This window comes from Niveispirillum irakense DSM 11586 (assembly GCF_000429645.1).
In the GTDB taxonomy this organism is placed as follows: Bacteria; Pseudomonadota; Alphaproteobacteria; order Azospirillales; family Azospirillaceae; genus Niveispirillum; species Niveispirillum irakense.
In genome coordinates this window covers 155,772-179,264 of the sequence record NZ_KE386933.1, presented here as the reverse complement: position 1 = coordinate 179,264, position 23,493 = coordinate 155,772, and the positions used below count along the sequence as shown (strand labels likewise).

Annotated in this window: 20 protein-coding genes and 1 tRNA gene; 10 read left to right on the top strand and 11 right to left on the bottom strand. The window is 63.4% G+C overall.

Features of this window, described 5'->3' with window-relative positions:
• Window positions 1-161: 161 nt before the first annotated feature.
• Window positions 162-3,044: an EAL domain-containing protein gene (locus G473_RS27110; RefSeq protein WP_245580075.1), complete on the bottom strand. Its 2,883-nt coding sequence runs from the start codon at window positions 3,042-3,044 to the stop codon at window positions 162-164.
• A gap of 206 nt (window positions 3,045-3,250) precedes the next feature.
• On the opposite strand from G473_RS27110, the gene G473_RS0114850 reads away from it, so the two are divergent.
• Genes G473_RS0114850 through G473_RS0114840 form a run of 3 tightly spaced genes read left to right on the top strand, consistent with a single transcriptional unit; the run spans window position 3,251 to window position 6,630 of the window.
• Complete coding sequence (locus tag G473_RS0114850) at window positions 3,251-4,666, top strand: YcjX family GTP-binding protein (protein ID WP_029013747.1); 1,416 nt, start codon at window positions 3,251-3,253, stop codon at window positions 4,664-4,666.
• On the top strand, window positions 4,663-5,658 hold the full coding sequence (locus tag G473_RS0114845; RefSeq protein ID WP_029013746.1) for a TIGR01620 family protein: 996 nt from the start codon (window positions 4,663-4,665) through the stop codon (window positions 5,656-5,658). The genes G473_RS0114850 and G473_RS0114845 overlap by 4 nt, the downstream gene beginning before the upstream one ends.
• A 48-nt stretch (window positions 5,659-5,706) precedes the next feature.
• Window positions 5,707-6,630, top strand: coding sequence for a ketopantoate reductase family protein (locus G473_RS0114840; RefSeq protein ID WP_029013745.1), 924 nt, complete (start codon window positions 5,707-5,709; stop codon window positions 6,628-6,630).
• A gap of 19 nt (window positions 6,631-6,649) precedes the next feature.
• On the opposite strand, the gene G473_RS31095 is transcribed toward G473_RS0114840, so the two are convergent.
• Both G473_RS31095 and G473_RS0114830 read right to left on the bottom strand, forming a co-directional pair.
• Entirely contained in the window at window positions 6,650-8,131 is a 1,482-nt protein-coding gene (locus tag G473_RS31095; RefSeq protein WP_029013744.1) for a methyl-accepting chemotaxis protein, read from the bottom strand.
• Between the two features lie 343 nt (window positions 8,132-8,474).
• Window positions 8,475-8,548 (bottom strand) — tRNA-Gln (locus tag G473_RS0114830).
• 232 nt (window positions 8,549-8,780) lie between these two features.
• Here G473_RS0114830 and G473_RS27105 point away from each other — a divergent pair.
• Both G473_RS27105 and G473_RS0114815 read left to right on the top strand, forming a co-directional pair.
• Entirely contained in the window at window positions 8,781-9,938 is a 1,158-nt protein-coding gene (locus tag G473_RS27105) for a Ppx/GppA phosphatase family protein (protein WP_245580074.1), read from the top strand.
• 116 nt (window positions 9,939-10,054) lie between these two features.
• A complete protein-coding gene (locus tag G473_RS0114815; RefSeq protein ID WP_051330315.1) occupies window positions 10,055-10,771 on the top strand; it encodes an RlmE family RNA methyltransferase in 717 nt (238 codons plus the stop codon).
• 18 nt (window positions 10,772-10,789) lie between these two features.
• Here the strand turns inward: G473_RS0114815 and G473_RS0114810 are convergent, their stop codons facing one another.
• Window positions 10,790-11,329, bottom strand: coding sequence for a tyrosine-protein phosphatase (locus tag G473_RS0114810; RefSeq protein ID WP_035707434.1), 540 nt, complete (start codon window positions 11,327-11,329; stop codon window positions 10,790-10,792).
• Window positions 11,330-11,924: 595 nt separating this feature from the next.
• On the opposite strand from G473_RS0114810, the gene G473_RS0114805 reads away from it, so the two are divergent.
• Window positions 11,925-13,007 carry an HD domain-containing phosphohydrolase gene (locus G473_RS0114805; RefSeq protein WP_051330314.1) on the top strand — a complete coding sequence of 361 codons (1,083 nt, stop codon included), beginning with the start codon at window positions 11,925-11,927 and terminating at the stop codon, window positions 13,005-13,007.
• Window positions 13,008-13,137: 130 nt separating this feature from the next.
• On the opposite strand, the gene G473_RS0114800 is transcribed toward G473_RS0114805, so the two are convergent.
• Both G473_RS0114800 and fliI read right to left on the bottom strand, forming a co-directional pair.
• Window positions 13,138-13,572, bottom strand: a complete 435-nt coding sequence (locus G473_RS0114800) for a flagellar export protein FliJ (RefSeq protein WP_029013739.1) — start codon at window positions 13,570-13,572, stop codon at window positions 13,138-13,140.
• The gene (fliI, locus tag G473_RS0114795; protein ID WP_035707431.1) at window positions 13,569-14,900 is read right to left on the bottom strand and encodes a flagellar protein export ATPase FliI; all 1,332 of its coding nucleotides are present in this window, start codon (window positions 14,898-14,900) and stop codon (window positions 13,569-13,571) included. Before fliI ends, G473_RS0114800 begins: the two co-directional genes overlap by 4 nt.
• Before the next feature lie 249 nt (window positions 14,901-15,149).
• Here fliI and ctrA point away from each other — a divergent pair, with 249 nt between their 5' ends.
• Both ctrA and G473_RS0114785 read left to right on the top strand, forming a co-directional pair.
• Entirely contained in the window at window positions 15,150-15,860 is a 711-nt protein-coding gene (gene ctrA / locus G473_RS0114790) for a response regulator transcription factor CtrA (protein ID WP_029013737.1), read from the top strand.
• 9 nt (window positions 15,861-15,869) lie between these two features.
• On the top strand, window positions 15,870-16,931 hold the full coding sequence (locus G473_RS0114785; protein WP_029013736.1) for an NAD(P)/FAD-dependent oxidoreductase: 1,062 nt from the start codon (window positions 15,870-15,872) through the stop codon (window positions 16,929-16,931).
• 10 nt (window positions 16,932-16,941) lie between these two features.
• Here the strand turns inward: G473_RS0114785 and amt are convergent, their stop codons facing one another.
• A complete protein-coding gene (gene amt, locus G473_RS29395) occupies window positions 16,942-19,107 on the bottom strand; it encodes an ammonium transporter (RefSeq protein ID WP_161630996.1) in 2,166 nt (721 codons plus the stop codon).
• Window positions 19,108-19,337: 230 nt separating this feature from the next.
• Here amt and G473_RS0114775 point away from each other — a divergent pair, with 230 nt between their 5' ends.
• Window positions 19,338-19,757: a VOC family protein gene (locus G473_RS0114775; protein WP_029013735.1), complete on the top strand. Its 420-nt coding sequence runs from the start codon at window positions 19,338-19,340 to the stop codon at window positions 19,755-19,757.
• 48 nt (window positions 19,758-19,805) lie between these two features.
• Here G473_RS0114775 and G473_RS0114770 read toward each other — a convergent pair whose 3' ends face one another.
• On the bottom strand, window positions 19,806-20,438 hold the full coding sequence (locus G473_RS0114770; protein ID WP_035707428.1) for an MSMEG_1061 family FMN-dependent PPOX-type flavoprotein: 633 nt from the start codon (window positions 20,436-20,438) through the stop codon (window positions 19,806-19,808).
• Window positions 20,439-20,518: 80 nt separating this feature from the next.
• On the opposite strand from G473_RS0114770, the gene G473_RS0114765 reads away from it, so the two are divergent.
• Window positions 20,519-21,157, top strand: coding sequence for a TetR/AcrR family transcriptional regulator C-terminal domain-containing protein (locus G473_RS0114765; protein WP_029013733.1), 639 nt, complete (start codon window positions 20,519-20,521; stop codon window positions 21,155-21,157).
• A 6-nt stretch (window positions 21,158-21,163) separates the two neighbouring features.
• Here the strand turns inward: G473_RS0114765 and panC are convergent, their stop codons facing one another.
• The 3 genes from panC to G473_RS0114750 all read right to left on the bottom strand — a co-directional run bounded on the left by panC (window position 21,164) and on the right by G473_RS0114750 (window position 23,363).
• Complete coding sequence (gene panC / locus G473_RS0114760) at window positions 21,164-22,015, bottom strand: pantoate--beta-alanine ligase (RefSeq protein WP_029013732.1); 852 nt, start codon at window positions 22,013-22,015, stop codon at window positions 21,164-21,166.
• Window positions 22,016-22,088: 73 nt separating this feature from the next.
• Window positions 22,089-22,529 (bottom strand): nuclear transport factor 2 family protein, encoded by a 441-nt coding sequence (locus G473_RS0114755; RefSeq protein ID WP_029013731.1) that lies wholly within the window; start codon window positions 22,527-22,529, stop codon window positions 22,089-22,091.
• 66 nt (window positions 22,530-22,595) lie between these two features.
• On the bottom strand, window positions 22,596-23,363 hold the full coding sequence (locus tag G473_RS0114750; protein WP_029013730.1) for an SDR family NAD(P)-dependent oxidoreductase: 768 nt from the start codon (window positions 23,361-23,363) through the stop codon (window positions 22,596-22,598).
• Window positions 23,364-23,493 lie beyond the last annotated feature (130 nt).

Genomic DNA, 23,493 nt, shown 5'->3' with positions numbered 1-23,493 from the left:
ACGGTCGTTTGTTGTGCAGGCGCGAAGGACATGAGGGTGTTTTTGCACTTGCGGGATACGCTGAAGGGGAAAAGCCTTGTGACGTCTACGTCAACCTTTGCGGCAGGGCAACGGGAGACAGGCCCCCGATTCGCCCCCCGGCAGATCCCTTTCCTGGCCGATCAACCGGCCGGAAGCAGCAGGTCCTGACGCCGCAGGAAACGGGATTCCAGATCACCGGCCGGCAGGGGGCGGGAGAAATAGTAACCCTGCATCTCATCGCAATGATGGGCCCGCAGGAATTCCAGTTGCTCCTCCGTCTCGATCCCTTCCGCCACCACTTTCAGGCCAAGCTGGCGGCCCATGGCAATGATGGTGGCGGCGATGGCCCCGGTATCGGCATTGGTCGGCGCCTCGCTGACGAAGGAGCGGTCCACCTTCAGCGTCGTGATGGGCAAGCGCCGCAAATAGGAGAGGGAGGAGTAGCCCGTGCCGAAATCATCAATGGCGATGCGGAAGCCGTGGTTGCGGAGATCCGTCAAAGTATCAACGATATAGGCGAGATTGGACATCATCGCCGTTTCAGTGATCTCGATCTCCAGCAGGTCATGGCGCACGCCATATTCCTGGCACAGGGCCACAACCCTTTCACCGAATTGCGGCAGGGTGATCTGCCGGACCGAAACATTCACCGCCACCGGGATGGGCGCGAAACCACGGCTCTGCCAGTCGCGGATCTGCGCCAGGGCCGCCCGCATCACCCAGTCGCCTAAGGGCACGATCAGCCCGGTCTCCTCCGCGACGGGAATGAACTTGGCCGGGGAGATCATGCCGATCTCCGGATGCTGCCAGCGCAAAAGCGCCTCCACACCCACGGCGCGCATGGTCTGCATATCGATCTTGGGCTGGTAATGCAGGAAGAACTGACCCTGATCCAGGGCCTCCCGCATGGACCGCTCCAGCGACAGCCGCGCCACGGCGGCCTCGTTCATTTCAGGCGTGAAAAAGCGATAGCCGTTACCGCCCGCCGCCTTGGCATTGTGCATGGCGGTATCGGCATCGCGCATCAGGGCATGGATATCCTGCCCATCACCGGGGAACAGGCTGATCCCGATGGAACAGGTGACAAAAAGCTGCTGCCCGTCAACGCCGAACGGACGGGACAGGCCGACCAGGATCGTCTCCGCCACACGGCCAGCCATCTGCGGGTCGGACAGGTCTTCCGCGACCACCAGATATTCGTCCGCCCCCAGGCGGCCCACCGTGTCGGTGCCGCGCACACAGGCACCCAGGCGCTGTGCGATGGCACGCAGCAGCTTGTCCCCCACCTGATGGCCCAGACTGTCATTGACCAGCTTGAAACGGTCGACATCCAGCAGCAGGACGGCCACCGTGGTGCCCTTGCGGCTGGCATGGGCCAGCGCATGTTCCAGCCGGTCCTGCACCAGCGTCCGGTTGGGCAGCCCGGTCAGCGGATCATGTGTGCTGACATACATAAGCTGTTCTTCAAACCGCTTGCGGTCAGTCACGTCCGTCATGGTGCCGGTGAAGCGTAGCGGCCGGCCATGGTCATCACGGATGGCCTGGCCGCGCGCCTCGATCCAGACCCAGCTTCCATCGCGATGGCGCAGCCGGTAGACCGACAGATAATCGCCCACCTCCCCCTGGAGGTAGCGGTTGATCTGGCTCTGCGTGTTCTCCTTGTCATCGGGATGGATCAGGCCGTCGAACAGCTTGTTCGCCAGCAGGGCATCCACCGGCTCATATCCCAGCATTTCAATGAATTCCGGGCTCCACCAGTAGGTGTCCTTGACATAATTATTGTCGAACACGCCGGAACGGGTGGCACGCACGGCAAGCTTCAGCCGTTCCTCGCTTTCGCGCAGCGCCTGCTCGCCCCGCTTGCGCTGGGTGATGTCCTGCACCACGCAGATGGCGGTGCGACGTTCGCCCAGCCGCATCTGGCTGACGCCGAAGGCCATGGCGAAAATCTCGCCATGGCGGCGGCGTCCCTGAATTTCAGCCCGGTTTTCAGGGCGCTGTTCCTCGTCCCCCCGGCGCAGGCAGGCCATCAGCGCCACGGCAACACGGGTCCAGTCCCGCTCCTCAATCAGCGTCACAAAGGGCTGGCCCACCGCCGCTTCCCGTTCATAGCCGAACAGTTGCAGGGCGGCGGCATTCATGGTTTCGATCCGCAGATCCTCATCCAGGGTGATGATGCCGTCGGCGACATTATCCATGATCCCTGACAGGCGGGTTTCCCGCTCCCGCAGCGCCTGTTCAGCGCGCCCGCGCTCCACCAGCGAATGGTCGAACTGGACCAGCAGCGCGTTGGTCGTGTTGGCCAGCAGCCCCAGCTCGTCATCATGATGGCGATCCGGCACCTGCAGCAGCCGGGCCGCCGGCCGGGCCGGGTCCACTTCCGCGATGGCGGATGACATGCGCAGGAAGGGTTTGGTGATGGTGGAATAGAACATCACCACCAGGATCAGCGCCAGCCCCAGTGTCCAGATGATGCCGGTGGTCAGCACCAGACCGGACCGGCGGAAAAATTCCTGCGCGATGATCAGACGGTCGACGCTGACGCGCAGCTCCCCCACATTCTGATTGTTGCGCTCAATGACCAGGGGGATGGAGAAGGTCCGCTCAGCCGGCAGCAGGATCTCAATCAGCCATTTCAACCCACCCTCGATTTGCGGTCGTTCGCGGGCGGCAAGCTGGTTGCCGAAATCCTCCAGGATCACGGCGCGATAAACGGGACGATATTCAAAAAGGCCGGTCACTACCCGGTCGGCCAGGGCCTGATCAAAGGAGTAAGCGGCTTCCGCCGCCGGTTCCCGCAGGGTGGAAAGAACCTGATGGATCAGTTGGTCAGACTGTTTTTCCATATCCAGCAGGTCGATGCTGATCTGGGCCGTGCTGACCACAAAACCCAGAGCAAGCGTCAGCAAAGCCGTGTTGCGCGCCTGTTTGAACGACAGGCGCTTGCGCAACGGTACGCGCGCGGGTGCCACCGCAGCCCCCTTGTCCGCTTCCGGCCAATCCGCCTTCGCACCGCTCTTCACACCCACACCGCCTTCAAACCCGCCCCCCGGCGGCGCCTTTGCCTGGCCGCCCCGGATGGATCGTGCAACCCCACGCCTCCGGCAGCCTGACTCGACCGCACAATCGGCATAGTCTGCCCTCGACCTCGGGGGTATTACAATCCCTTTGCTCCATCCTTAAGTGGAGGAGATGGTAAATAGCGTGGGACGCGGCGGGAGCAAGACCATTGGCGGGGATCATATCGGGATTAGAGGATCGCGGCGCCCGCGCAGTGGACGGGCTGGCCCAGCTTGCGGCCCGCTTTTCCGGCGGCACCCTGCGCCTGGGCGTGACCGGGCTGCGCCGCGCCGGCAAGACCGTCTTCATCACCTCGCTGCTGCATAACCTTCTCCAGGCCGGGCGCCTGCCCTTTCTGGACGTGATGGCGCAGGGGCGCTTCATCGGGGCCCGCCTGCTGGCCCAACCCGATGGTGCCATTCCCCGTTTCGATTACGAGAATCATCTGGCCGCCCTGACAGCCGCATCGCCGGACTGGCCGCACGCCACCCGCGCCGTATCGGAAATCCGGGTGGCCTTGAAGTTCCGGCCCGCCGGGCTGGTGCGCCGGCGGTTGGGCGGGGTGGGGACGCTGAACCTGGATATCATCGATTATCCGGGGGAATGGCTGCTGGACCTGCCGATGCTGGGCCAGGATTATGCCACCTGGTCAGCCCAAACCCTGTCCCTGATGCAAACGGAACCCCGCCTCAGCCTGGCCGGCGCATTCCATGCGGCACTGACGGCTGTTGATCCGGGCGGGCCGGCGGATGAGACGGCGGCCCGCCATCTGGCCGGGCTTTATACCGATTTCCTGCGGGCCTGCCGCGACAGCAATGTCGGCCTTTCCCTGTTGCAGCCCGGCCGGTTCCTGGAGCCGGGGGAGATGGAGGGCGCCCCCATCCTGACATTCTGCCCCCTGCCACCGGGATCGGCGGAGGGCCGATCCGGCACCTTGGCCGGGCTGATGGCGGAACGGTTTGAGGGGTACAAGGACAAGGTCGTCCGCCGTTTCTTCCGCGATCATTTCGCGCGCCTGGACCGGCAGATCGTGCTGGTGGATCTGCTTTCAGCCCTGAATGCCGGGGAACCGGGGATGGAGGATCTGCGCCGGTCCCTGTCCGCCACGATGGAGAGTTTCCGCCATGGTCAGCGCAGTTGGCTGAACTGGCTGGGCGGCGCCAGGGTGGACCGGGTGCTGTTTGCCGCGACCAAGGCCGACCATGTCGCCGCCCCCCAGCACGCCGCGCTGACCCGCCTGATGGAAGGGTTGATGGAAGATCGCATGCGGCAAATCCGATTTGACGGCGCCGCGATGAAAAGCCTGTCGCTGGCCTCGGTCAAATGCACTGACAGCGTGCTGACCCGCCATGAAGGCCGGGAACTGGCCTGTGTCCAGGGCATCCCGCGGGGCCGGACACAGCCGACGGTGATCTTTCCCGGTGAATTGCCGGACAGCCATCTGGGCGTCGGCGCGGCGGTGGAAGACCGGTTCCGCTTTACCGACTTCCAGCCCCCACCCGGCCTGGGGCGCGACGGGCGCGGACTGCCCAATATCCGCCTGGACCAGGCGTTGGAATTCCTGATCGGGGACCGGCTGGCATGAAGACCGACACGCGCAATCAACCCGGCTGGGCACCGCCCATGGAGTTTGACCCGGCCGCCGCCATGCCGCTGCCGCCGGACCAGGAGGCCGACGGGGCCATACCGCTGGACGGTCATATCCTGCCACCGCGACGGCGGGGCCGTGGCGCTGCAAAGCTGCTGGTCCTGTCGCTGGCCGCCCTGGTGCTGGCCGCCATCGGGTTCGACACCGCCGATCTGGTCACCCGCGCCTTCGCCTGGTCGCCCTGGGCTGGCGGCGCGCTCGCCGCCCTGGCCGCAATGGCCGTGGGCAGCCTTTGCGTGATGACCGGGCGGGAAGCCCTGGCCTGGCGGCGGCTGCGCCGGGTGGATGGGTTGCGCCAGCACGCCATCCGGTTGCTGCGGACCGGCGGTACGGGGGCGGAGGCGAAAGGCCTGCGCCGGGACGTACAGGCACTGTACCAGCACCGGCCGGCACTGACCCCGGCGCTGCGGGAACTGGACGCCGCCATTACCGATGCCCATGACGCACGGGAAACATTGGTGCTGACCGACCGTATCCTGCTGGCCCCGGTGGATGCGGCGGCCTACCGGCTGGTGGTGGCGGCATCGCGTGATGTGGCAGTGGGAACGGCACTGAGCCCGGCGGCCCTGCTGGATGCCGCCCTGGTCCTGTGGCGCAATATGCGGCTGGTACGGGAAATCGCCACCCTTTATGCCGCCCGGCCGGGGCTGATCGGCTCCGCCCGGCTGGTGCGGCGCATGGCGGAAAATATCGGCGTGGCCGGCATTGCGGGAGGTGGCGACGGGCTGGTGGTCGATATGCTGGGCGGTACATTGGCCGCCGCCCTGTCCGCCCGGCTGGGCCAGGGCATGATCAACGGGCTGCTGACCGCCCGCATCGGCCTGACCGCCATGCATCTGTGCCGCCCCCTGCCCTTCCCCGGTGACCGGCAGCCGGGCCTGGATGATATCCGCAAGGAATTACTGCGCCTGCCACGGCAGGTATTGTGAGCCAAGCCCGCCCCCAGGCGGCATGGACAGCCAGAGAGAGTGTAAGCGATGCGTATCCTTTTCCTGGGCGCCGGCGGGGTCGGCGGTTATTTCGGCGGCCGTCTGATGGAAGCCGGCGCCAATGTCAGCTTCCTGGTCCGCCAGCGCCGCTATGCCCAGTTGATGGAAGGCCGGCTGCGGGTCACCAGCCAGCATGGCGACATGCTGCTGCCGGCCCAGGCCATCACCAAGGCCCGCAAGCCCTATGATCTGGTGGTGCTGACCTGCAAAGCCTATGACCTGGACAGCGCGATGGAAGCGATCGGGCCGGCTGTGGGGCCGGATACGATCATCATGCCGCTGCTGAACGGCCTGCGTCATATGGAGGTTCTGGACCGGCATTTCGGGCCTGAACGGGTGATGGGCGGGCTGTGCCATATCCCGATCACCCTGGATGGCGAAGGCGTGGTGCGCCACCTGTCCCCCATCCACCGGCTGATCTTCGGCGCCCGACAGCCGGAACAGAAGCTGATGGTGGACAAGCTGGCCAGCGCCCTGGCCCCGGCCAAGGTGGATTGGCAGCAAAGTGACGCCATCATGCAGGATATGTGGGAGAAGTTTGTCTTCCTGACCACGCTGGCCGCGGGCACCTGCCTGATGCGCGGCCCTGTCGGCGCCATCTGCCGCCAGCCCGGCGGTACCGCCTTCATGGAAGCGCTGCTGGCGGAATGTGCGGCGATTGCCACGGCGGAAGGCCATGCCCCGCGCCCGGCGGTGATGCAGGGTTATCGGGCCCAGGTCACCGACAAGACCAGTGATGTCGCTGCGTCCATGGCGCGTGACATGGCCCGCGGCAGCCGGACAGAGGTTGAGCATATCCTGGGCGATATGGTGCAAAAAGGCGCCGCAAAGGGGGTGACAACATCGCTGCTGTCACTGGCCCTGCTGCATCTGCGGGTGCATGAAGAAAAGGTGGCGGCAGCAAAACCGTGACAGACGGGGTCCTGGCGGATCAGGCGATCCGGCGCAGGGCTTCGCGCACGCTGCCGACATATTTATTGGCCGTCTGGGTGCTGTTGGCAATCTCGTCCACGCTATGGTGGATTTGGGCCACGGCACCCGATGCCCCCCGCATATTCGTGTTCATCAACCGGGCGACGGCGCTCTGTTCCTCGACCGCGCTGCTGGTGCCCATGACATAGTTGCGTACGGCATCAATGGCGCCCCGGATGGCGGCCAGCTTTTCCGCCACATCATCAGCCACGCCCTGCAGGCCGTTGATCTCCCCGGTAATCTTCTGCGTCGCATCGCTGGCCTGACGGGCAAGGCTCTTCACCTCCGCCGCGACGACAGCGAAGCCCCGCCCGGCATCGCCAGCCCGTGCGCTCTCAATAGTGGCATTCAGGGCCAGCATATTGATCTGGCCGGCAATATCGCCAATCAGCTTGACGATGCCCCCCATCGACTGGGTGGTGGTCAGCAGGCGTTGCGTCGCCTCATCTACGACAGTGGCTTCCGAAAAGGCCTTCTCCGTCGCTTCCTTCGACCGGGACATGCTGCGCGCAATTTCCTGGATGGAAGCATCGAGCTGTTCGGAACCGGAAGCGACCGCCGCAACATTGACCGATGTCTGCTGCGACGCGGATGCGGCCGTCAGGGCCTGATTGTTGGATTGCTCCACGGCCTGGACGATATCGCCGAGATATTTCTGCACCGCATCCAGCGTCTCTTCCTTGTCGTGGCGGGCCAGGACCGTTGCCGTAATGTCGGTTGCGAACTTCACGACCTTGAAAGGCTTACCCTCGCCATCCAGGATGGGATTGTAGGTTGCCTGGATATAGACAACCCGCCCCCCTTTACCCACACGCTTGAACTCCGACTGGGAATAACGGCCAGCGCGCAACCCTTCCCAGAAGGCGCGGTAATCGGGGCTGGCTGCCTCCTCCGGCGTCACGAACATGCGATGGTGACGGCCTTTGATTTCTCCCAGCGTATAGCCGACTGTCTTCAGGAAGTTGTCGTTGGCCTCCAGGATGGTGCCATCCATGTCGAAGGAAATGACCGCCTGGGACCGGTTCAGGGCCGCGATCTGGCCTTCCAGTTCCAGCATACGGCGATGCTCCTCGGTGACCAGAGAGGCAACCTTGACCACCTTGGTCACCCGGCCCTGCCGGTCAAAGACGGGATTATAGGAGCCGTGGATCCAGATTTCCCGGCCACCCTTGGCCAGGCGCTTGACCGTTTGGGCAATCCCTTTCTTGCCCTTGGCCAGGGCTTGCCAGAAATCGGCATAGTCGGCGCTGGCCTTGGTCACCGGGTCCACGAAAATGCTGTGATGCCGGCCCTTGATCTCTGTCAGAGCATATCCGACCGCCGCCAGAAAATTGGGGTTGGCGTTCAGAATGGTGCCATTCGGCGTGAACTCAATGATGGCCTGGGCATCACCGACCGCGTGAAGGACTGCCTCTGCATCATGATTGTTGAACAGCATCATATATCCCCTGATCCCGTCCCGGCCTATCTGGTGCCGGATTATGGGAGGAGCTTCGCACCTAAAAAATTAGAAGTAAATTATACGAACCATGTACTGAAGTTCATGTTTCCCATTTAATAGATAATAAACGATTTCCACACAAACAAAACCACAAGAACCATAATCCACGAATTCGAAATATAAAATGAATATAACATGTGTTTGTTTGGAAAATTCAGGAAATTGATACCAAAAATTGGCAAACAGAGAAAAGAGAACAGAAATTTACTGTTCTCTTGGCTGCCTACATCCGGATGTTTTGAGGGCTGAAAAGAAAAAAGCCCGGCTTGCGCCGGGCTTCTTATGGCTGGGGGACTAGGATTCGAACCTAGACTGGCGGAGTCAGAGTCCGCTGTCCTACCGTTAGACGATCCCCCATCAGATCGTCGACACCGGCTTTGAAGATTGTCTTCAGCGCCGCCGTCGGGGTGGGCGGGCTTATAGCACCCACCTCACGGGTTGGGAAGCCCTCAAGGCGAACAAATTTGCATATCTTGCATGCATTCAATGAACCATGACGAATAGCTACATGATATAAGCGCCTGATCACAGGTCGGACGCGGATGGATGCTTGCAGGCAGCCCATCAATGGTTACGATATGATATCGGAATGATGACATGGGGTGCGGACGCGCGTGGCGCAGCCCCCTGGACTGAGGATCAGAGCGTGGAGGTGGGGTTAGCGCAGCGACCTGCGGACAAGCAGGGTCTTGAACCGGCGGAGACGCCGGCAGGATCCCTATTGCCGCCCGGTGATACGCGCTACGCCATGTCGCCTTTTACCTGCCTGGAAGAATATGGACGCGCGCCTGTGCTGGCCGCGCTGGATCTGGGCACCAATAATTGCCGGCTGCTGATCGCCCGCCCCTGCCGGGAAGGGTTCCGCGTCGTGGACGCCTTTTCCCGCATCGTGCGGCTGGGTGAAGGCTTATCCCGGTCCGACACGCTGCGCGATGATGCCATGTCGCGCACAGTCCAGGCCCTGAAGGTCTGCCGGTCGAAAATGGAGCGGCGTGGCGTCAATCTGGTCCGCGCCGTCGGTACCGAAGCGTGCCGCCGGGCCGATAATTGTGATGCCTTCCTAGACCGGGTACAGACCGAAACCGGATTGCAGATCGAGATTATTTCCCCGAAGGAGGAGGCGCGGCTGGCCATGACCGGCTGCTCCCCCCTGCTGGACCCGACCATCCCCAACGCCCTGGTCTTCGATATTGGCGGCGGCTCCACAGAGATGATCTGGATCGAACTGATCCGCGGCCGCCCCGTGGTGCTGGACCAGATTTCCGTGCCATTGGGTGTGGTGAACCTGACGGAAACCTATGGCGGTGACCGCGTCTGCCCGCACGATTACCGCCGCATGATGGATAAGGTCGCCGCCGGACTGACCGATTTCGACCGGCGCAATGGCATCGCTGCCGCTGTGAAGACCGGGCGGGTACAGATGCTGGGCGCATCCGGCACCGTGACCACATTGGCCGGCATTCAGATGGGCCTGTCACGCTATGACCGGTCCCGCGTGGATGGGGCATGGCTGGACCGGGACCAGGCCCGCTCCATCTCTGAAACGCTGCTGGGGCTGGATTATATGGGCCGCGCCGGGCAACCCTGTGTCGGTCGCGACCGGGCCGATCTGGTGGTGGCGGGCTGTGCCATCCTGGATGCGATCTGGCGGCAATGGCCCGTACCGCAACTGCGCATCGCCGATCGGGGGGTGCGCGAAGGCATCCTGTTTGAACTGGCGGCCCAGGCCCGGCGCCGCCGGCGGTGATCTGTCCCGCAGCGGCGTGCCGATGGGCAGGGTTGCGGCCGCCGGTCTTGCGCGCCTGCTGCTTTCAGCCGATATCCGCCCTGTAGATCATTTTCTTTTCCTGGGTTTTTACGACCATGACGAAATCTTCCGGCAATATTCCCACCGGCCGTAATCAGGCCGTGCGCGTGAAGACGGCGAAGCGTCGGTCGGTATCCTCTGCCCGGTGGCTGGAACGCCAGCTTAACGACCCTTATGTGGTTGAAGCGAAGAAGCGGGGGCTGCGCAGCCGTGCCGCCTTCAAGCTGTTGCAGCTTGACGAGAAATTTGGCCTGCTGAAGCGGGGCCAGCGCGTCGTTGATCTGGGCGCCGCGCCGGGGGGCTGGACCCAGGTTGCGGTGGAAAAATCCAAATCCGACAAGGGTGGCACCGGACAGGTGATCGGCCTTGACCTGCTGGAGATGGAGCCGGTGCCTGGTGCCACCACCTTCCAGATGGATTTCACCGTGCCGGAAGCCCCGGAGCGGCTGAAATCGCTGTTGAAAGGCCCAGCCGATATCGTCATGTCCGACATGGCGGCCAACACGACCGGCCACACCCAGACCGACCATCTGCGCATCATGGGGCTGGCCGAAATGGCCTATCAGTTCGCCACCGAGGTGCTGGCGCCGGGCGGCCATTTCATCTGCAAGCTGTTCCAGGGCGGGGCGGAGCGGGAATTGCTGGCCCAGATGAAAAAGGACTTCACCACCGTCCGCCACGCCAAGCCCGCCGCCAGCCGGCAGGACAGCAGCGAGACCTATATTGTCGCCATGGGCTTCCGCGGTGGGGCTGCCGCGGCGCAGGAAGAGTAACTGGATAGAACGCTGGGGTCAGGAGCCGGCAAAGCCCAAAGCCGGCTCCAGCCGTTCAAAACTGTCATCCATCGCATAAGGTGCCAGGATCGGCAGGCTGAGATGGCCATACAGAAGTGAAAGCTGCCCCTCCGATGCCGCCTCTCCCTGGCCCGCAATGGCAGCAAGATAAAGCGCCGCCGCCAGGCCGGTGCGGTCTGCCCCGGCCTGGCAATGGATCAGCACCGGTTTAGGCACACTGCGTAACAGGGCGATCAACTGCGCCGCCCTGCCATCATCCAGCGGCCGTTTGGCGGACATGGCAAAATCCACATGCAGGATGCCCAGCCGCCGGGCCATGGCGCGTTCCCCCTCATACCAGTCACGGCCAGGATTCCCGCCGCGCAGATTGATAATGCTGCGGATGCCATAGGTGGCGGCATAGGCCGCAATCTGCGTCGGCGACGGTTGGGCAGAACGATAAAGTTCATGCGGCAGAACCGTATGGAAATTGCCCGTCAGTTGCAGGCCGCCCAGATAGGCGCCAACCAGCAATAAGGTGGCAACACCCGTGAGCATAACCCGCAGAGGCCACCTCCACCGCCGGGTTCCCACGCGAACATATTCTGTAAACCGCATGATGGTGCCCCACCAAATAAAGGCGTGGGCGCCTTCACATCCGCCCTTTGGGATGACGTCATGGCCCTTCCCTCACCGGACCTATCCGGAAGGATAGGTGTGGGCGCGATGTCCCTGCACGCACCTCGCGACTCAGATATTCAGAGAATTCGCAGCCGACACGGTAAGGGTGAATTATCTGCCCTCACCCACCAAAACGCATACTTAAGGATGGTTTCGCGACCACCCCGTCTGCCAGTATTACTACCTTCGTTGTATGAAATTAGATAGAAAGCCCTCGCATGCTTCAATCTTTGAACCTTCCTATTTTGCCTGGAAGAGGCGCCTGTAAATCACCAAGAAGCTGATACCGTTCTTCTACTCGCCTTCTTGCCGACGCAAATGGGCTGAAGCAGCTTTCCCTACCCCACCAATCAGATGAAAGAATCGCCATGGAACAACGGGCGATGACATGCTTTAATGCTTAATATTAAGCATTAAAGCATCTACTCCTTCATCTTGTGCGGTGCCACATGCATATGGCGGAGAGGCCCTGATGGCGATGGAGATGATCCATTCCGGTGACGCTTGGGTGCGCCGGGCCAAAGTGCTTATCGTGGATGATCTTCAATTCAGCGTCGACGTGATCAGCGCGATGCTGAAGGGAAACGGCCTGTCCCAGATCACAGGGACGGTTGATCCCTTGCAGGGGCTGGCCCTGTGCCATGACGACCCGCCGGATCTGGTCCTGCTGGATTATAATATGCCCGTGATGGACGGCCCCACCTTCATTGAGCGGATGCGCGCGATGCTGGGGAACGAGGCGCCGCCCGTCCTGATGATCACGGCGGACAATAGCGAGGCCTGCCGCCGCCGGGCGCTGGAAACCGGCGCCATCGACTATGTGCTGAAGCCCTTCACCGCCTGGGAACTGAATGTCCGGGCCCGCAATCTGCTACAGCTTCATATGCTGCATCGCGCCCAGCGTGACCATGCCCGCGTGCTGGAGCGGCTGGTGGAGGAACGGACGGCGGAACTGGAACGGGCCCGGACGGAGATTATCCATCGCTTATGCAGCGCCGGCGAATTCCGTGACGAGGATACCGGCAAGCATATCGTGCGCATTGGCCAGTTGGCCGGCACCCTGGCCGAACTTTCCGGACAAAGCCCGGATTTCTGCAGCACCATCACCCATGCTGCCCCCCTGCATGATATCGGCAAGATCGGCGTTCCGGACCGGGTATTGCTGAAGCCGGGCAAGCTGGATGCGGATGAATGGGTGGTGATGCGCAACCATTGCACCATGGGCGCGCAGATATTGGCCGGCAGCGGTCAGCCCTTGCTGGATATGGCGTCGGAAATCGCGCTGACCCATCACGAGAAATGGGATGGCAGCGGCTATCCGCACGGGCTTGCCGGGGAGGGTATCCCCCTGAGCGGGCGGATCGTGGCGGTATGCGATGTCTTTGACGCGCTCTTATCGCCCCGCCCCTATAAACACCCCTGGCCCGTGCCGGACGTGCTGGAATTTCTGCACGGCGCTGCCGGCCAGCATCTGGACCCGGACCTGACCAAGCTGTTCCTGGCCAATATCGACCAGATGCTGGAAATCCGCCACAACCTGCGCGACCTGCACTGAGCGGGCGGCAGGCAAAACGCTTAGAGCCCCACAATCGCCGGGCGGGCGCTCCCCGCCCTTGGGCACGCCGCACGCGCAGCACGGCGGCAGTGGGCGGCCCGCGCATCGGCCAAAATCCTTGCCGATGGCGTTACTCCGAGCCGCCGCCGCCATCCTGCTGGCGGGAAAAGCGGATGGAGGCGACTTCATCGAACATCTGGGTTTCCCGATGACGGCGGGCCTCCTTGGCGGCCAGATCGCGCTGTTCTTGTACCTGCTCAAACTTTTTCAGCTCGCGGAAGGCTTCCGCCACCATTTCTTCCGCCTTGGCGATCTCCACCCGCAGCAGGGCATGGGACCGGTCAAACTGTTCCAGCCGGTCTTTGGCGTGGCGCAGGAAGGAAGGTAGCGCGCGGGCCAGCAGCAGGTCGGTGCCCGCCAGGGTGCGTTCCTGCACCACCCGGTCCTCAAACGCGGCGCGATCCTCCAGCAGCTTCTGCTCAACGCGCTGAAGCTCCCCCAGATGGCGGCGGCGTTCATCGACAGATCGCTGGTTCAGCCGGATGATCGGCTTCAGATCTTTCATGCGGCACCATGCAGGATGGCTTCAAGCTCGGCATAGCCCTGGTCCAGCGTGCTGCGATCCCCCTTGCCCTGGCGCAGGAAGGTCTCCAGCGCCGGGTTGAAATGGATTGCCTCGTCCACCTGCGGGTCGCTGCCCTTGCGATAAGCGCCCAGCCGGATCATCTCCTCCATGTCGGAATAGACCGACATCAAGCGGCGCGCACGCCCGACCAGGGCATTCTGCTCCGCCGTGTTGCAGCCCGGCATGGTGCGGCTGACGGAACGCAGGATATTGATGGCGGGATAGCGCCCGCGCTCCCCGATGCGGCGCTCCATGACGATATGGCCATCCAGAATACCGCGCACGGCGTCGGCAATGGGTTCTTCCATATCGCCGCCTTCCACCAGCACGGTGAACAGGCCGCTGATCGTGCCCTGCCCCGTGCCGGGACCGGCCCGTTCCAACAGGCGCGGCAATTCAGCGAAGACGGTGGGCGGATAGCCCTTGGTGGTCGGCGGCTCCCCCGCCGACAGGCCGATCTCACGCTGGGCCATGGCGAAACGGGTGACGCTGTCCATCAGGCACAGCACATCCTGGTCCAGATCACGGAAATATTCCGACACGGCCAGCGTCATATAGGCCGCCTGACGGCGCATCAGCGGCGGCTCGTCACTGGTGGCGACCACCACGACGGACCGGGCAATACCATCCGGCCCCAGATCATGTTCCAGGAATTCCTGCACCTCGCGCCCACGCTCACCGATCAGGCCGATGACGCTGATATTGGCCTCGGTATATTTCGCCAGCATGGACATCAGCACCGATTTGCCGACACCGGAGCCGGCAAAAATACCCATGCGCTGGCCCCGGCAGCAGGACAGGAAGGTGTTGATGGCCTTCACCCCCAGATCCATCTTGCCGCCCACACGCTTGCGGGTATGGGCTGGCGGCGGGCTGGCCTTGATCATCACCGCCCGGTCACCCTGCGGCAGCGGCCCCTTGCCGTCGATAGGCTGCCCCAGCGCATTGATCACCCGGCCCAGCCAGGCTGGGGTGGGATATATCGCCGCCTGTCCTTCCGCCACCTCCGCCCGGCAGCCCAGGCCGATATCATCCAGAGTGCCGAATGGCATCAGCAGGGCGCGGCCATTGCGGAAGCCCACCACCTCACACGGGACGACACGGCCGCCCCGGCTGAACACGCGGCAGCGCCCGCCGATGGACAGCCGCCGCTCCACGCCGCCCACCTCCACCATCATGCCCAGCACGGACGTGACACGGCCGAACACACGATAGGCGGGCAAAGCCTCGATATCCTGCAGCATCTGTTCCGGATCGGGCACAGCCATGATGGGGGTCTCCAACGCGAAGGGCGGCTCCAAACCCTATACCACATACCAATGCACCAGCATGGTTAACCCATGATGGCCCGCCGCCGCATAGCATAAGCGTAAGCGCTCTGTTAACCTGATCCAAGATTGGCGGCGAACCCTGACCCCATTTCCCGTGTTAGGAGAAGAGAGGGGGGACGGCGCCACGGGATCGTCCCAGCGGGCCCGGCCCGCACGACCAAGGCTATCGGCTGCAAGGAACAAGTCATGCGCGTCCTGCTGGTAGAAGATGACACCGCGATGCAGAAGAGCATCCAGCTCATGCTGACATCGGAAGGCGGTTATATTGTGGATGCCACCAGCCTTGGCGAAGACGGGCTGGAAATCGGCAAACTGTATGATTACGACATCATCATCCTGGATCTGATGCTGCCCGACATGGACGGCTATGAGGTGCTGCGCCGCCTGCGCGCCGCCCGGGTGACGACGCCGATCCTGATCCTGTCCGGCCTGTCCGACCTGGACAACAAGATCAAGGGTCTGGGCTTCGGCGCTGATGATTACATCACCAAGCCGTTCGACAAGCGCGAGCTGGTGGCCCGCATCCAGGCGATCATCCGCCGGTCCAAGGGCCATTCGCAAAGCGTGATCAAGACCGGCCGCATGGTCGTGAACCTGGACACCAAGACGGTCAGCGTCGATGACCAGCCGGTCCATCTGACCGGCAAGGAATATGGCATCGTGGAGTTGCTGTCCCTGCGCAAGGGCACGACCCTGACCAAGGAGATGTTCCTCAACCATCTCTATGGCGGGATGGATGAGCCGGAACTGAAGATCATCGACGTGTTCGTCTGCAAGCTGCGCAAGAAGCTGGTGACGGCCACGGAGGGCGAGAACTATATCGAAACGGTCTGGGGCCGTGGCTATGTGCTGCGCGATCCGGTCGGCGCGGCCGCGACCGCCAAGGCGGCGGGCTGAGCGGTACCGGTGGCGCGTATCCTGCTGGTCGGTGCCGGCCATGCGCATCTGCATGTCCTGGCCCAGGCGGGCACCCTGACCGGGGCCGGTCATGATGTCGGGTTGATCTCGCCCGGCCCTTTCCATGCCTGCTGCCATGCCGCCCCACTTTTGTCGGGCGAGGAAGGGCATGAGCAGGGCGTGCCCCTGTCGCAGTTGGTGGCCGGCGGCAAGGCACATCTTTTCGACGATGCCGTGATTGGCATCGACGCTGCCGCCCGTCTGGTTCATCGGCATGACGGGGCGCCCCTTTCCTATGACATCCTGTCCCTCTCCGTCGGCAGCATCCCACGCCCCCTGCCCGGCACGGAAAACCATCCGCGCTGTTTCCAGCCCAAGCCATTCTCCCGCCTTCTGGCCCTGCGCGACGAACTGACGGAACGGTTCATCCGCCATCCCGGACGGCCGGTGGCGCTGGTGATTGCGGGTGGCGGGGTGACGGCGGTGGAACTGGCAATGGCGATCCTTACCCTGGCGGGCCGACAGGGTGGACAGGTGGTGATCACCATCCTGTGCCGGGGGCGATTGCTGACCGAATTGCCGGAGCGGGCGGGCATCCGCATCATCGAAAAACTAGCCGCCGCCGGCACGATCCTGCAGGAACAGGCCGCCGTGACCGGCGTAGAGGAGAATGAGGCGGTGCTGGCCACTGGCGACCGTATCGCCTTCGACCTGTTCATCAATGCCACGGGGCTGATACCGCCGCCCCTGGCGCGCGTCAGCGGCCTGCCCGTCACGCCGGACGGTGCCATCCGGGTGGATGAGCGGTTACAGGTGGAAGGGGTCGCCACCATGCTGGCCAGCGGCGATTGCAGCAACGCCCCCGGCCCGGCCCTGCGCCATGGCCGCACCCTGGCGCGTAATCTGATGGCATTGGCGGCAGGACAGTCCCTGCGCGCCCTGCCCCCGGCCAAACCCAGCCACCGCCTGGCCCTGGGGCATGAGGGGCTGGTCCGGTCGGGTCAGCGCTGGTGGCTGGGGCGCAGCGCCCTATGGCTGAAACACTGGCATGACCGGCGCCTGCCGGGCTGAAAGACGGCCTTCAGCCCCTGGCCGCATTGGCTGGGGAGGAAGCCAGGGGACGGCCGGCCCCCGACCGGGCCGGCATCTCGATCGTGCGGCGGGCGGGAAAGCGGATATGGATGGTGGTGCCCCGGCCCGGTGCCGTCTGGATCACCATAGTGCCTTCATGCAGCCGGACCAGGGCATTGACCAGCGACAGGCCCAGGCCCGATCCACCATGTCCCTTGGCCAGCCCGCCCTCCAACTGGGTGAAGGGTTCAAGCGCCTTGGGCACCTGTTGCGGGTCCATGCCGATGCCCTGATCGGCAACCGTGATGCACAGGCGCCAATCCGGCTCCAACCGGGCCTGGATGCGGACATGGGCGCCAGCGGGGGTGAATTTCACCGCATTGCCCACCAGATTGATCAATATCTGGCGCACGGCCCGTTCATCCGCCAGCAGCGGCGGCAGCGCTTCCGGCATGTCCAATGTCAGGCCCAGCGCCCCTTCTTCTGCCAAGGGCAGCATCAGCCGATGCACGCCCACCATCACGCGGCGCAAATCCACCGGCTGTTCGTTAAGCTGGAACTTGCCCGCCTCCAGCCGGGAGAAATCCAGCACATCATTGACCAGCGCCAGCAGATGCTTACCGCCATCATTGATATCCTGGGCATGTTCCACATAGCGCTCATCAATCGGGCCATAGGCCTGATCCGCGATCAGGTGGGAAAAGCCGATCACGGCATTCAGCGGCGTGCGCAACTCGTGGCTCATCGTCGCCAGGAACTGGGATTTGGCGGTGTTGGAATTTTCCGCCTCCACCTTGGCTTTGCCCAGTTCCTCCAGCAACAGTTCGTGGCGCTGTATCTCGGTCTGCACCTTGGAAATGACGCGGTTATATTGCGCGGCGATCAGTTCCACATCCGATTGCGGCTCCACATGCACGGGACGGTCGAACTTGCCCTCCGACCGGTGCCGCTCCATCTCCGCCGCCAGATCCAGCATGGGCGATGTCGCGCCATGTTCGGCGATATTCAGGCCCAGCCGCTCCGCCTCCACATCAATCCTCAAGGGGACCAGCATGTTCAGCAGCCGCAGCAACCCATAGCCGGCGCCAAACGTGAAGGTGCCACAGGCCACCACGCCCAGCGCCTGAACCTGCAATTGCTCCCATCGGCCAAGGCCAGTGCCGAACAGCGCAACATCACCGAACAAGGCCACCGCCAGGGTGCCCCAGATGCCCGCGAACAGGTGCACCGGCACGGCTCCCACGGCATCATCCACGCGCAGCCGTTCCAGCAGGCGCCCGCCTGCGATGACCAGCACGCCGCCAATGGCGCCGATCAACGCCGCAGCGCCGGCACCGACATAAAGCGCGCCCGCCGTGACCGCCACCAGCCCGCCCAGAATGCCATTGAGGAAATGTTCGACCGCCGGCTTGCGCATCAGCAGGGATGACGCAAAATGCCCGGCCAGCCCGCCGGCACAGCCGGCCAGCATCGTGTTCAGCAACACGCCCGGCGCCCGTTCCAGATCCCCCAGGACGGAGCCGCCATTAAAGCCCAGCCAGCCAAACCACAAGACCAGCACCCCTGCCGAGGCCATGGTCAGATTGCCGTTGCCCAGCGTGTTGACCCCGGCATCGAACCGGCCCGTGCGCGGCCCGATGACCAGGACCGCCGCCAGGGCCAGCCACCCGCCTACGGAATGGACGACGGTGGAGCCGGCAAAATCAAGAAAGCCCAGGGCCGCCAGCCAGCCCTGGCTTTCCGGACCCGCCAGCCCGCCCCAGGCCCAATGGCCAAAAATCGGATAGATCAATGCCGATAGCAGGGCCGACACCATGATATAGGCGCCATAGCCCATCCGCTCGGCCACGGCACCGGAAACGATGGTGGTGGCGGTGCCGCAAAACATCATCTGGAACAGCAGGAAAACAAGCTGTTGCGACGGCAGATCGGCGCCGGGCATGACAGGCCCCACCCCGACCAAGGCCGCAACGCTGGGGCCAAACATCAACGCATAGCCGAACAGCCAGAACAGGAAACCGGCAATGCAGAAATCCATCACATTCTTGATGGCGACATTGATGCTGTTCTTGGCGCGGACGAAGCCGATTTCCAGCAGGCAGAAGCCCAACTGCATGACGAAGACCAGCCCGGCCGCCGACAATATCCAGATATGCGCGATCGGATCGTTCGTCATCCGTGGTCCCGTCAGCCCGCCCCTGCCCGGTAATGGTTTTTCTGTTTCCACCATTTTCCGGTAATATCCATGCCAACATGAATAATGCCGCAGCGCAACAGCGCAATGTAAAGTCACCCTGTGCGCCCGATGCAGGGCGGGGGTGGCACCATGGGGCTGGGAATGGCCGGGGGCTGGCTCTATCTATTGGATATTACGGGGTGATCCCCGCCTGGATGGGAATTGGGCAGATGAAATATCTCCACACGATGGTCCGCGTGACCGATCTGGAACAGTCGCTGGATTTTTATTGCAACAAGCTGGGGTTGAAGGAAACGCGGCGGATGGAGAATGAGGCCGGCCGTTTCACCCTGGTCTATCTCGGCGCTGATGAGAACCCGGAAGCCGAGGTTGAACTGACCTATAACTGGGATCCGGAGGTCTATACTGGCGGCCGCAATTTCGGCCATCTCGCCTTCCGCGTGGATGATATCTACGCCACCTGTCAGGCCCTGCTGGACAAGGGTGTGACCATCAACCGCCCGCCGCGCGACGGCTACATGGCCTTCATCCGCTCGCCCGACAATATCTCCATCGAGTTGTTGCAGAAGGGCCCGGCCCTGCCCAAGCAGGAACCCTGGGCCAGCATGCCCAATACGGGTGTGTGGTAACAATAAAGACCGGCCCCCACCGCCGCAGCGACGGGGGCCGACCTGCCTTCAGCCATAAAGATCCTGGCGCAAGGCACGCTGGTAGTCGGCGTCGATCATATCCGCCGTCACCTCCGGCATAGTCGACTGTGCCTTGATCATCGTGCCGACCGACGGCAATTCCGGCTTTGCCCATTGCGCCGGCTCCCAGATATGGGAGCGGCGAAGCGCCTTGCCGCAATGGAAATAAGCCTCTTCCACGGTCACCAGGACCACCAGCTTAGGCAGACTGCCATTCTCTGCCATGCTTGCCAGCAGATCGGCACGGCGTGACAGCACCGCCTTGCCATTGATCCGCAGGAACGTGTCCATATGCGGCACGACAAAGACCAATCCGCAGCGCCCATCGGCATGCAGGATGTTGGTCATGCTTTCCAGCTTGTTATTGCCCGGCCAGTCGGGAATGGCCAGGTGCCCCGCATCCACCACCCGCACAAAGCCCGGCTTGCCGCCACGGGGCGAGTTATCCAGGACGTCTGGCCCAGCCGTGGCGATGAAGACCAGCGGGCTGGCCGCGATGAAGCCCTCCATGAAACTGTCCAGCCGGGGAAACTTCATCCGCAAGATACGATCCTGCGGCATCTCATAGAGCGTGCGTAACTGTTCCAGACTTTCCACCCGATCCGTATCAGCCTCGATCATCTCGTCCCTCCAGCCAAAATCTAACAACGTTAGTTAAACTAACACTGTTAGAGTGACAAGGGGAAACCGAGGAGATGTGAGTGCGGATCACGCGGGAACAGGTGACAGAGGCAGCGCTGGCACTGCTGGATGAGGTGGGGCTGGAAGGGCTGACCATGCGGCGGCTGGCCCAGGCCTTGAACATCCAGGCGCCATCGCTTTACTGGCATTTCAAAAATAAGGAGGCCCTGATCGACCATCTGGCCGATCGGCTGCTGGATCGGGTCTGCATCGATATCGACCCCGCCGCCCCCTGGCGGGTGCAGGTGGAACAGATCGCCCGCCAGTTACGCCAGGGCCTGTTATCCCGGCGGGATGGCGGGCGGCTTTATGCCGGCACCTATATCGTCACCCCCAACATCCTGCGGGTGAATGACGGGGTGATGGGCGCGCTTGTCAGCGCTGGCTTTTCCGCCGAGGTCGCCGCCTGGGCCAACGGCTCCCTGTTCTTTTACGTGATCGGCTTCACGATTGAAGAACAGGGGCTGGTGGATGCGACAGGCGCCTTGGTTGTCGACCTTGCGGCACTGAAATCCCGCTTTGCCGAGGCGGCCGGCGCCAGCCATCCCAGGCTGCTGGGCATGATGGAGGCGCTTTTCGATACTGATCTTGAAGCGCGATTCCAGTTCGGACTGGATATGTTGCTGGACGGGCTGGCCCGCCAGATGGCACGCGAATAAGCCGGATCAGACGACTGGCATATTATCCAGCAGCCGCACCCCGCCAATCCGGGCGGTGCAGAGGATGCGGGCGGGGGCGGTGCCCAGCGTGGATAGCGGTTCCAGGGTGGCGGCATCCACGATGGCGAGATAATCCACCGAAGCGAACCCGGCCGCCAGCAGGGCCGAAGCCCCCTCCTGGCAGGCGGCTTCCACCGCATCCGGGCGGGTCAGGGCCTTGGTGATCGTGTCGCGCAAAACCCGGTTCAACTGCCCGGCCACCTGCCGCTGATCGGCGGAAAGGTAGGCATTGCGGGAGGAAAGGGCCAGACCATCGGCCTCCCGCACCGTGGGCACGCCCTCAATCGCCACCGGCAAATCCAGGTCGCGCACCAGTTGGCGGATGACCGCTAATTGCTGGAAATCCTTTTCCCCGAAACAGGCAATATCGGCCCGCGCCTGGGACAGCAGCTTGGTCACCACCGTGGCCACGCCCTGGAAATGGCCGGGGCGGAAGGCGCCTTCCCAGCGGGTGGCGATGGGGCCGACATCGATACTGGTGGCGAAACCGGTGGGATACATCACCTCCACCCCCGGCGCGAACAGCAGGTCGCAGCCGGCGCTGGCCAGCTTGGCGGCATCGCCGGCCTCATCGCGTGGATAGCGGGTGAAATCTTCGTTGGGGCCGAACTGGGTGGGGTTGACGAAGACGCTGGCCACCACCTTGTCCGCCCGTTCCCGGCCCCGGCGCACCAGGGTCAGGTGCCCGTCATGCAGGGCGCCCATGGTGGGCACCATGGCCACGCGCAGGCCGGCGCGGTGCCATTGGTCCACCTGGGCGCGCAGGTCGGCAACGGTACGGACGATGGCGATGCTCATGGCTGTTTCCCGCGTGGCTGGCCGGTATCTCCTGCGCCAGCGGGTTACGGCAGGAACCTTATCGCCGCAAGTGCTAATCCGCCATGCGGGCCTTGATCTGGCGCAGCACCCAGCCCAGCACGGGCAGCCGCTCATAAAACTGCTCTGCCGCGTCCCAATGGTCGATATGGGAGGTCACCTGCCCCGCCAGATCGAACCGCACTTCCGACATGCCCTCAATCGTCGTGGGCCGGGGGCTGGCGCGGTTGCGGAAGGACATTCCCCAGCGCAGATAGGCAATCTGGCCACTGACCGCATGGTCGCGGATGATGAAGCGCGGCTGCTCCACCAGTTCGAACATGCGGGAGAAGACATGCTTCATCCGGTCGCGGGAGCGGAAATTGTTGAACGGGTCTTTGAAATGCACATCGGGTACGGCCAGCCTGTCCAGGCGCGCCACCGTTTCCGGGCGCAGATCCTGATAGAACCGCATATAGGCGGCCAGCGCCTCTTCCAGGGGAACCCGTCCGTCCATCCGCCGTTGCCCGACCTTTCCCGCCAAGAAACCAGGGACGGGGTGGCCCCGCCCATCGCGCATGCCTTACCGCACCGTCCGTTTCGCCAGCATGAAATACAGCGCATCGGGAAAGCGGCGCAATAGCTGAAGCAGCAGGGTGAAGCGGCGTGGGAAGGTGATCTGGAACCTGTTGCTTTTCAGCCCCGCCACCATCCGCGCCGCCGCCTTCTCCACCGGCATCAGGAAGGGCATGGGAAAGTCATTCTTGTCCGTCAGCGGGGTTTTGATGAAGCCGGGGCACACCAGTTGGGTTTTCAGCCCATAGCGTTCCACATCCATCTTCAGGCTTTCCGCCATATTGATCAGCGCCGCCTTGGTCGCGCCATAGGAGAGGGAGCGCGGCAATCCGCGATACCCTGCCACCGAGGCCACAATGACAATATGCCCCTTGCCCCGCCCGATCATGCCGGGCAGCAGGGCATCCAGGCAATTGACCGTGCCCATCAGGTTGACCCCAACCGTCTGGCCAAACCGTTCCGCATCCAGCCCCTTGGCCCCATCAGGCTTGTAGGTGCCGGCATTCAGGATCGCCAGCGCCATCGGCCCCTGGGCTTCCACCGCCTGCCCCATCCGGGCCCGCACCGCTTCCAGATCGGTAACATCCACCGGCCAGGGGATGATCCGCCCCGGCCCTTTGGCCTTGGCCGCCACCGCCGCCAGCGCATCCGCCCGCCGCGCCGACGCCAGCACCGTCCACCCCTCCGCTGCCAACGCCAGTGCCACATGCTCCCCGATCCCGCTGGACGCACCAGTGACCCAGGCAAAACCATCGGCGGGTGTGGGGGTGTGCATCGGCTGGCTCCGCATGTTGTGGGGGTAGGAAGTGATGTAGGGCGCGCGGGGTCGGGGGGAAGGGTGATGGGGGGCAAGGTTACTTTGGACGCCCCTTGGCAACTTGTTTCATTGCCTCCCTTAACCGTCA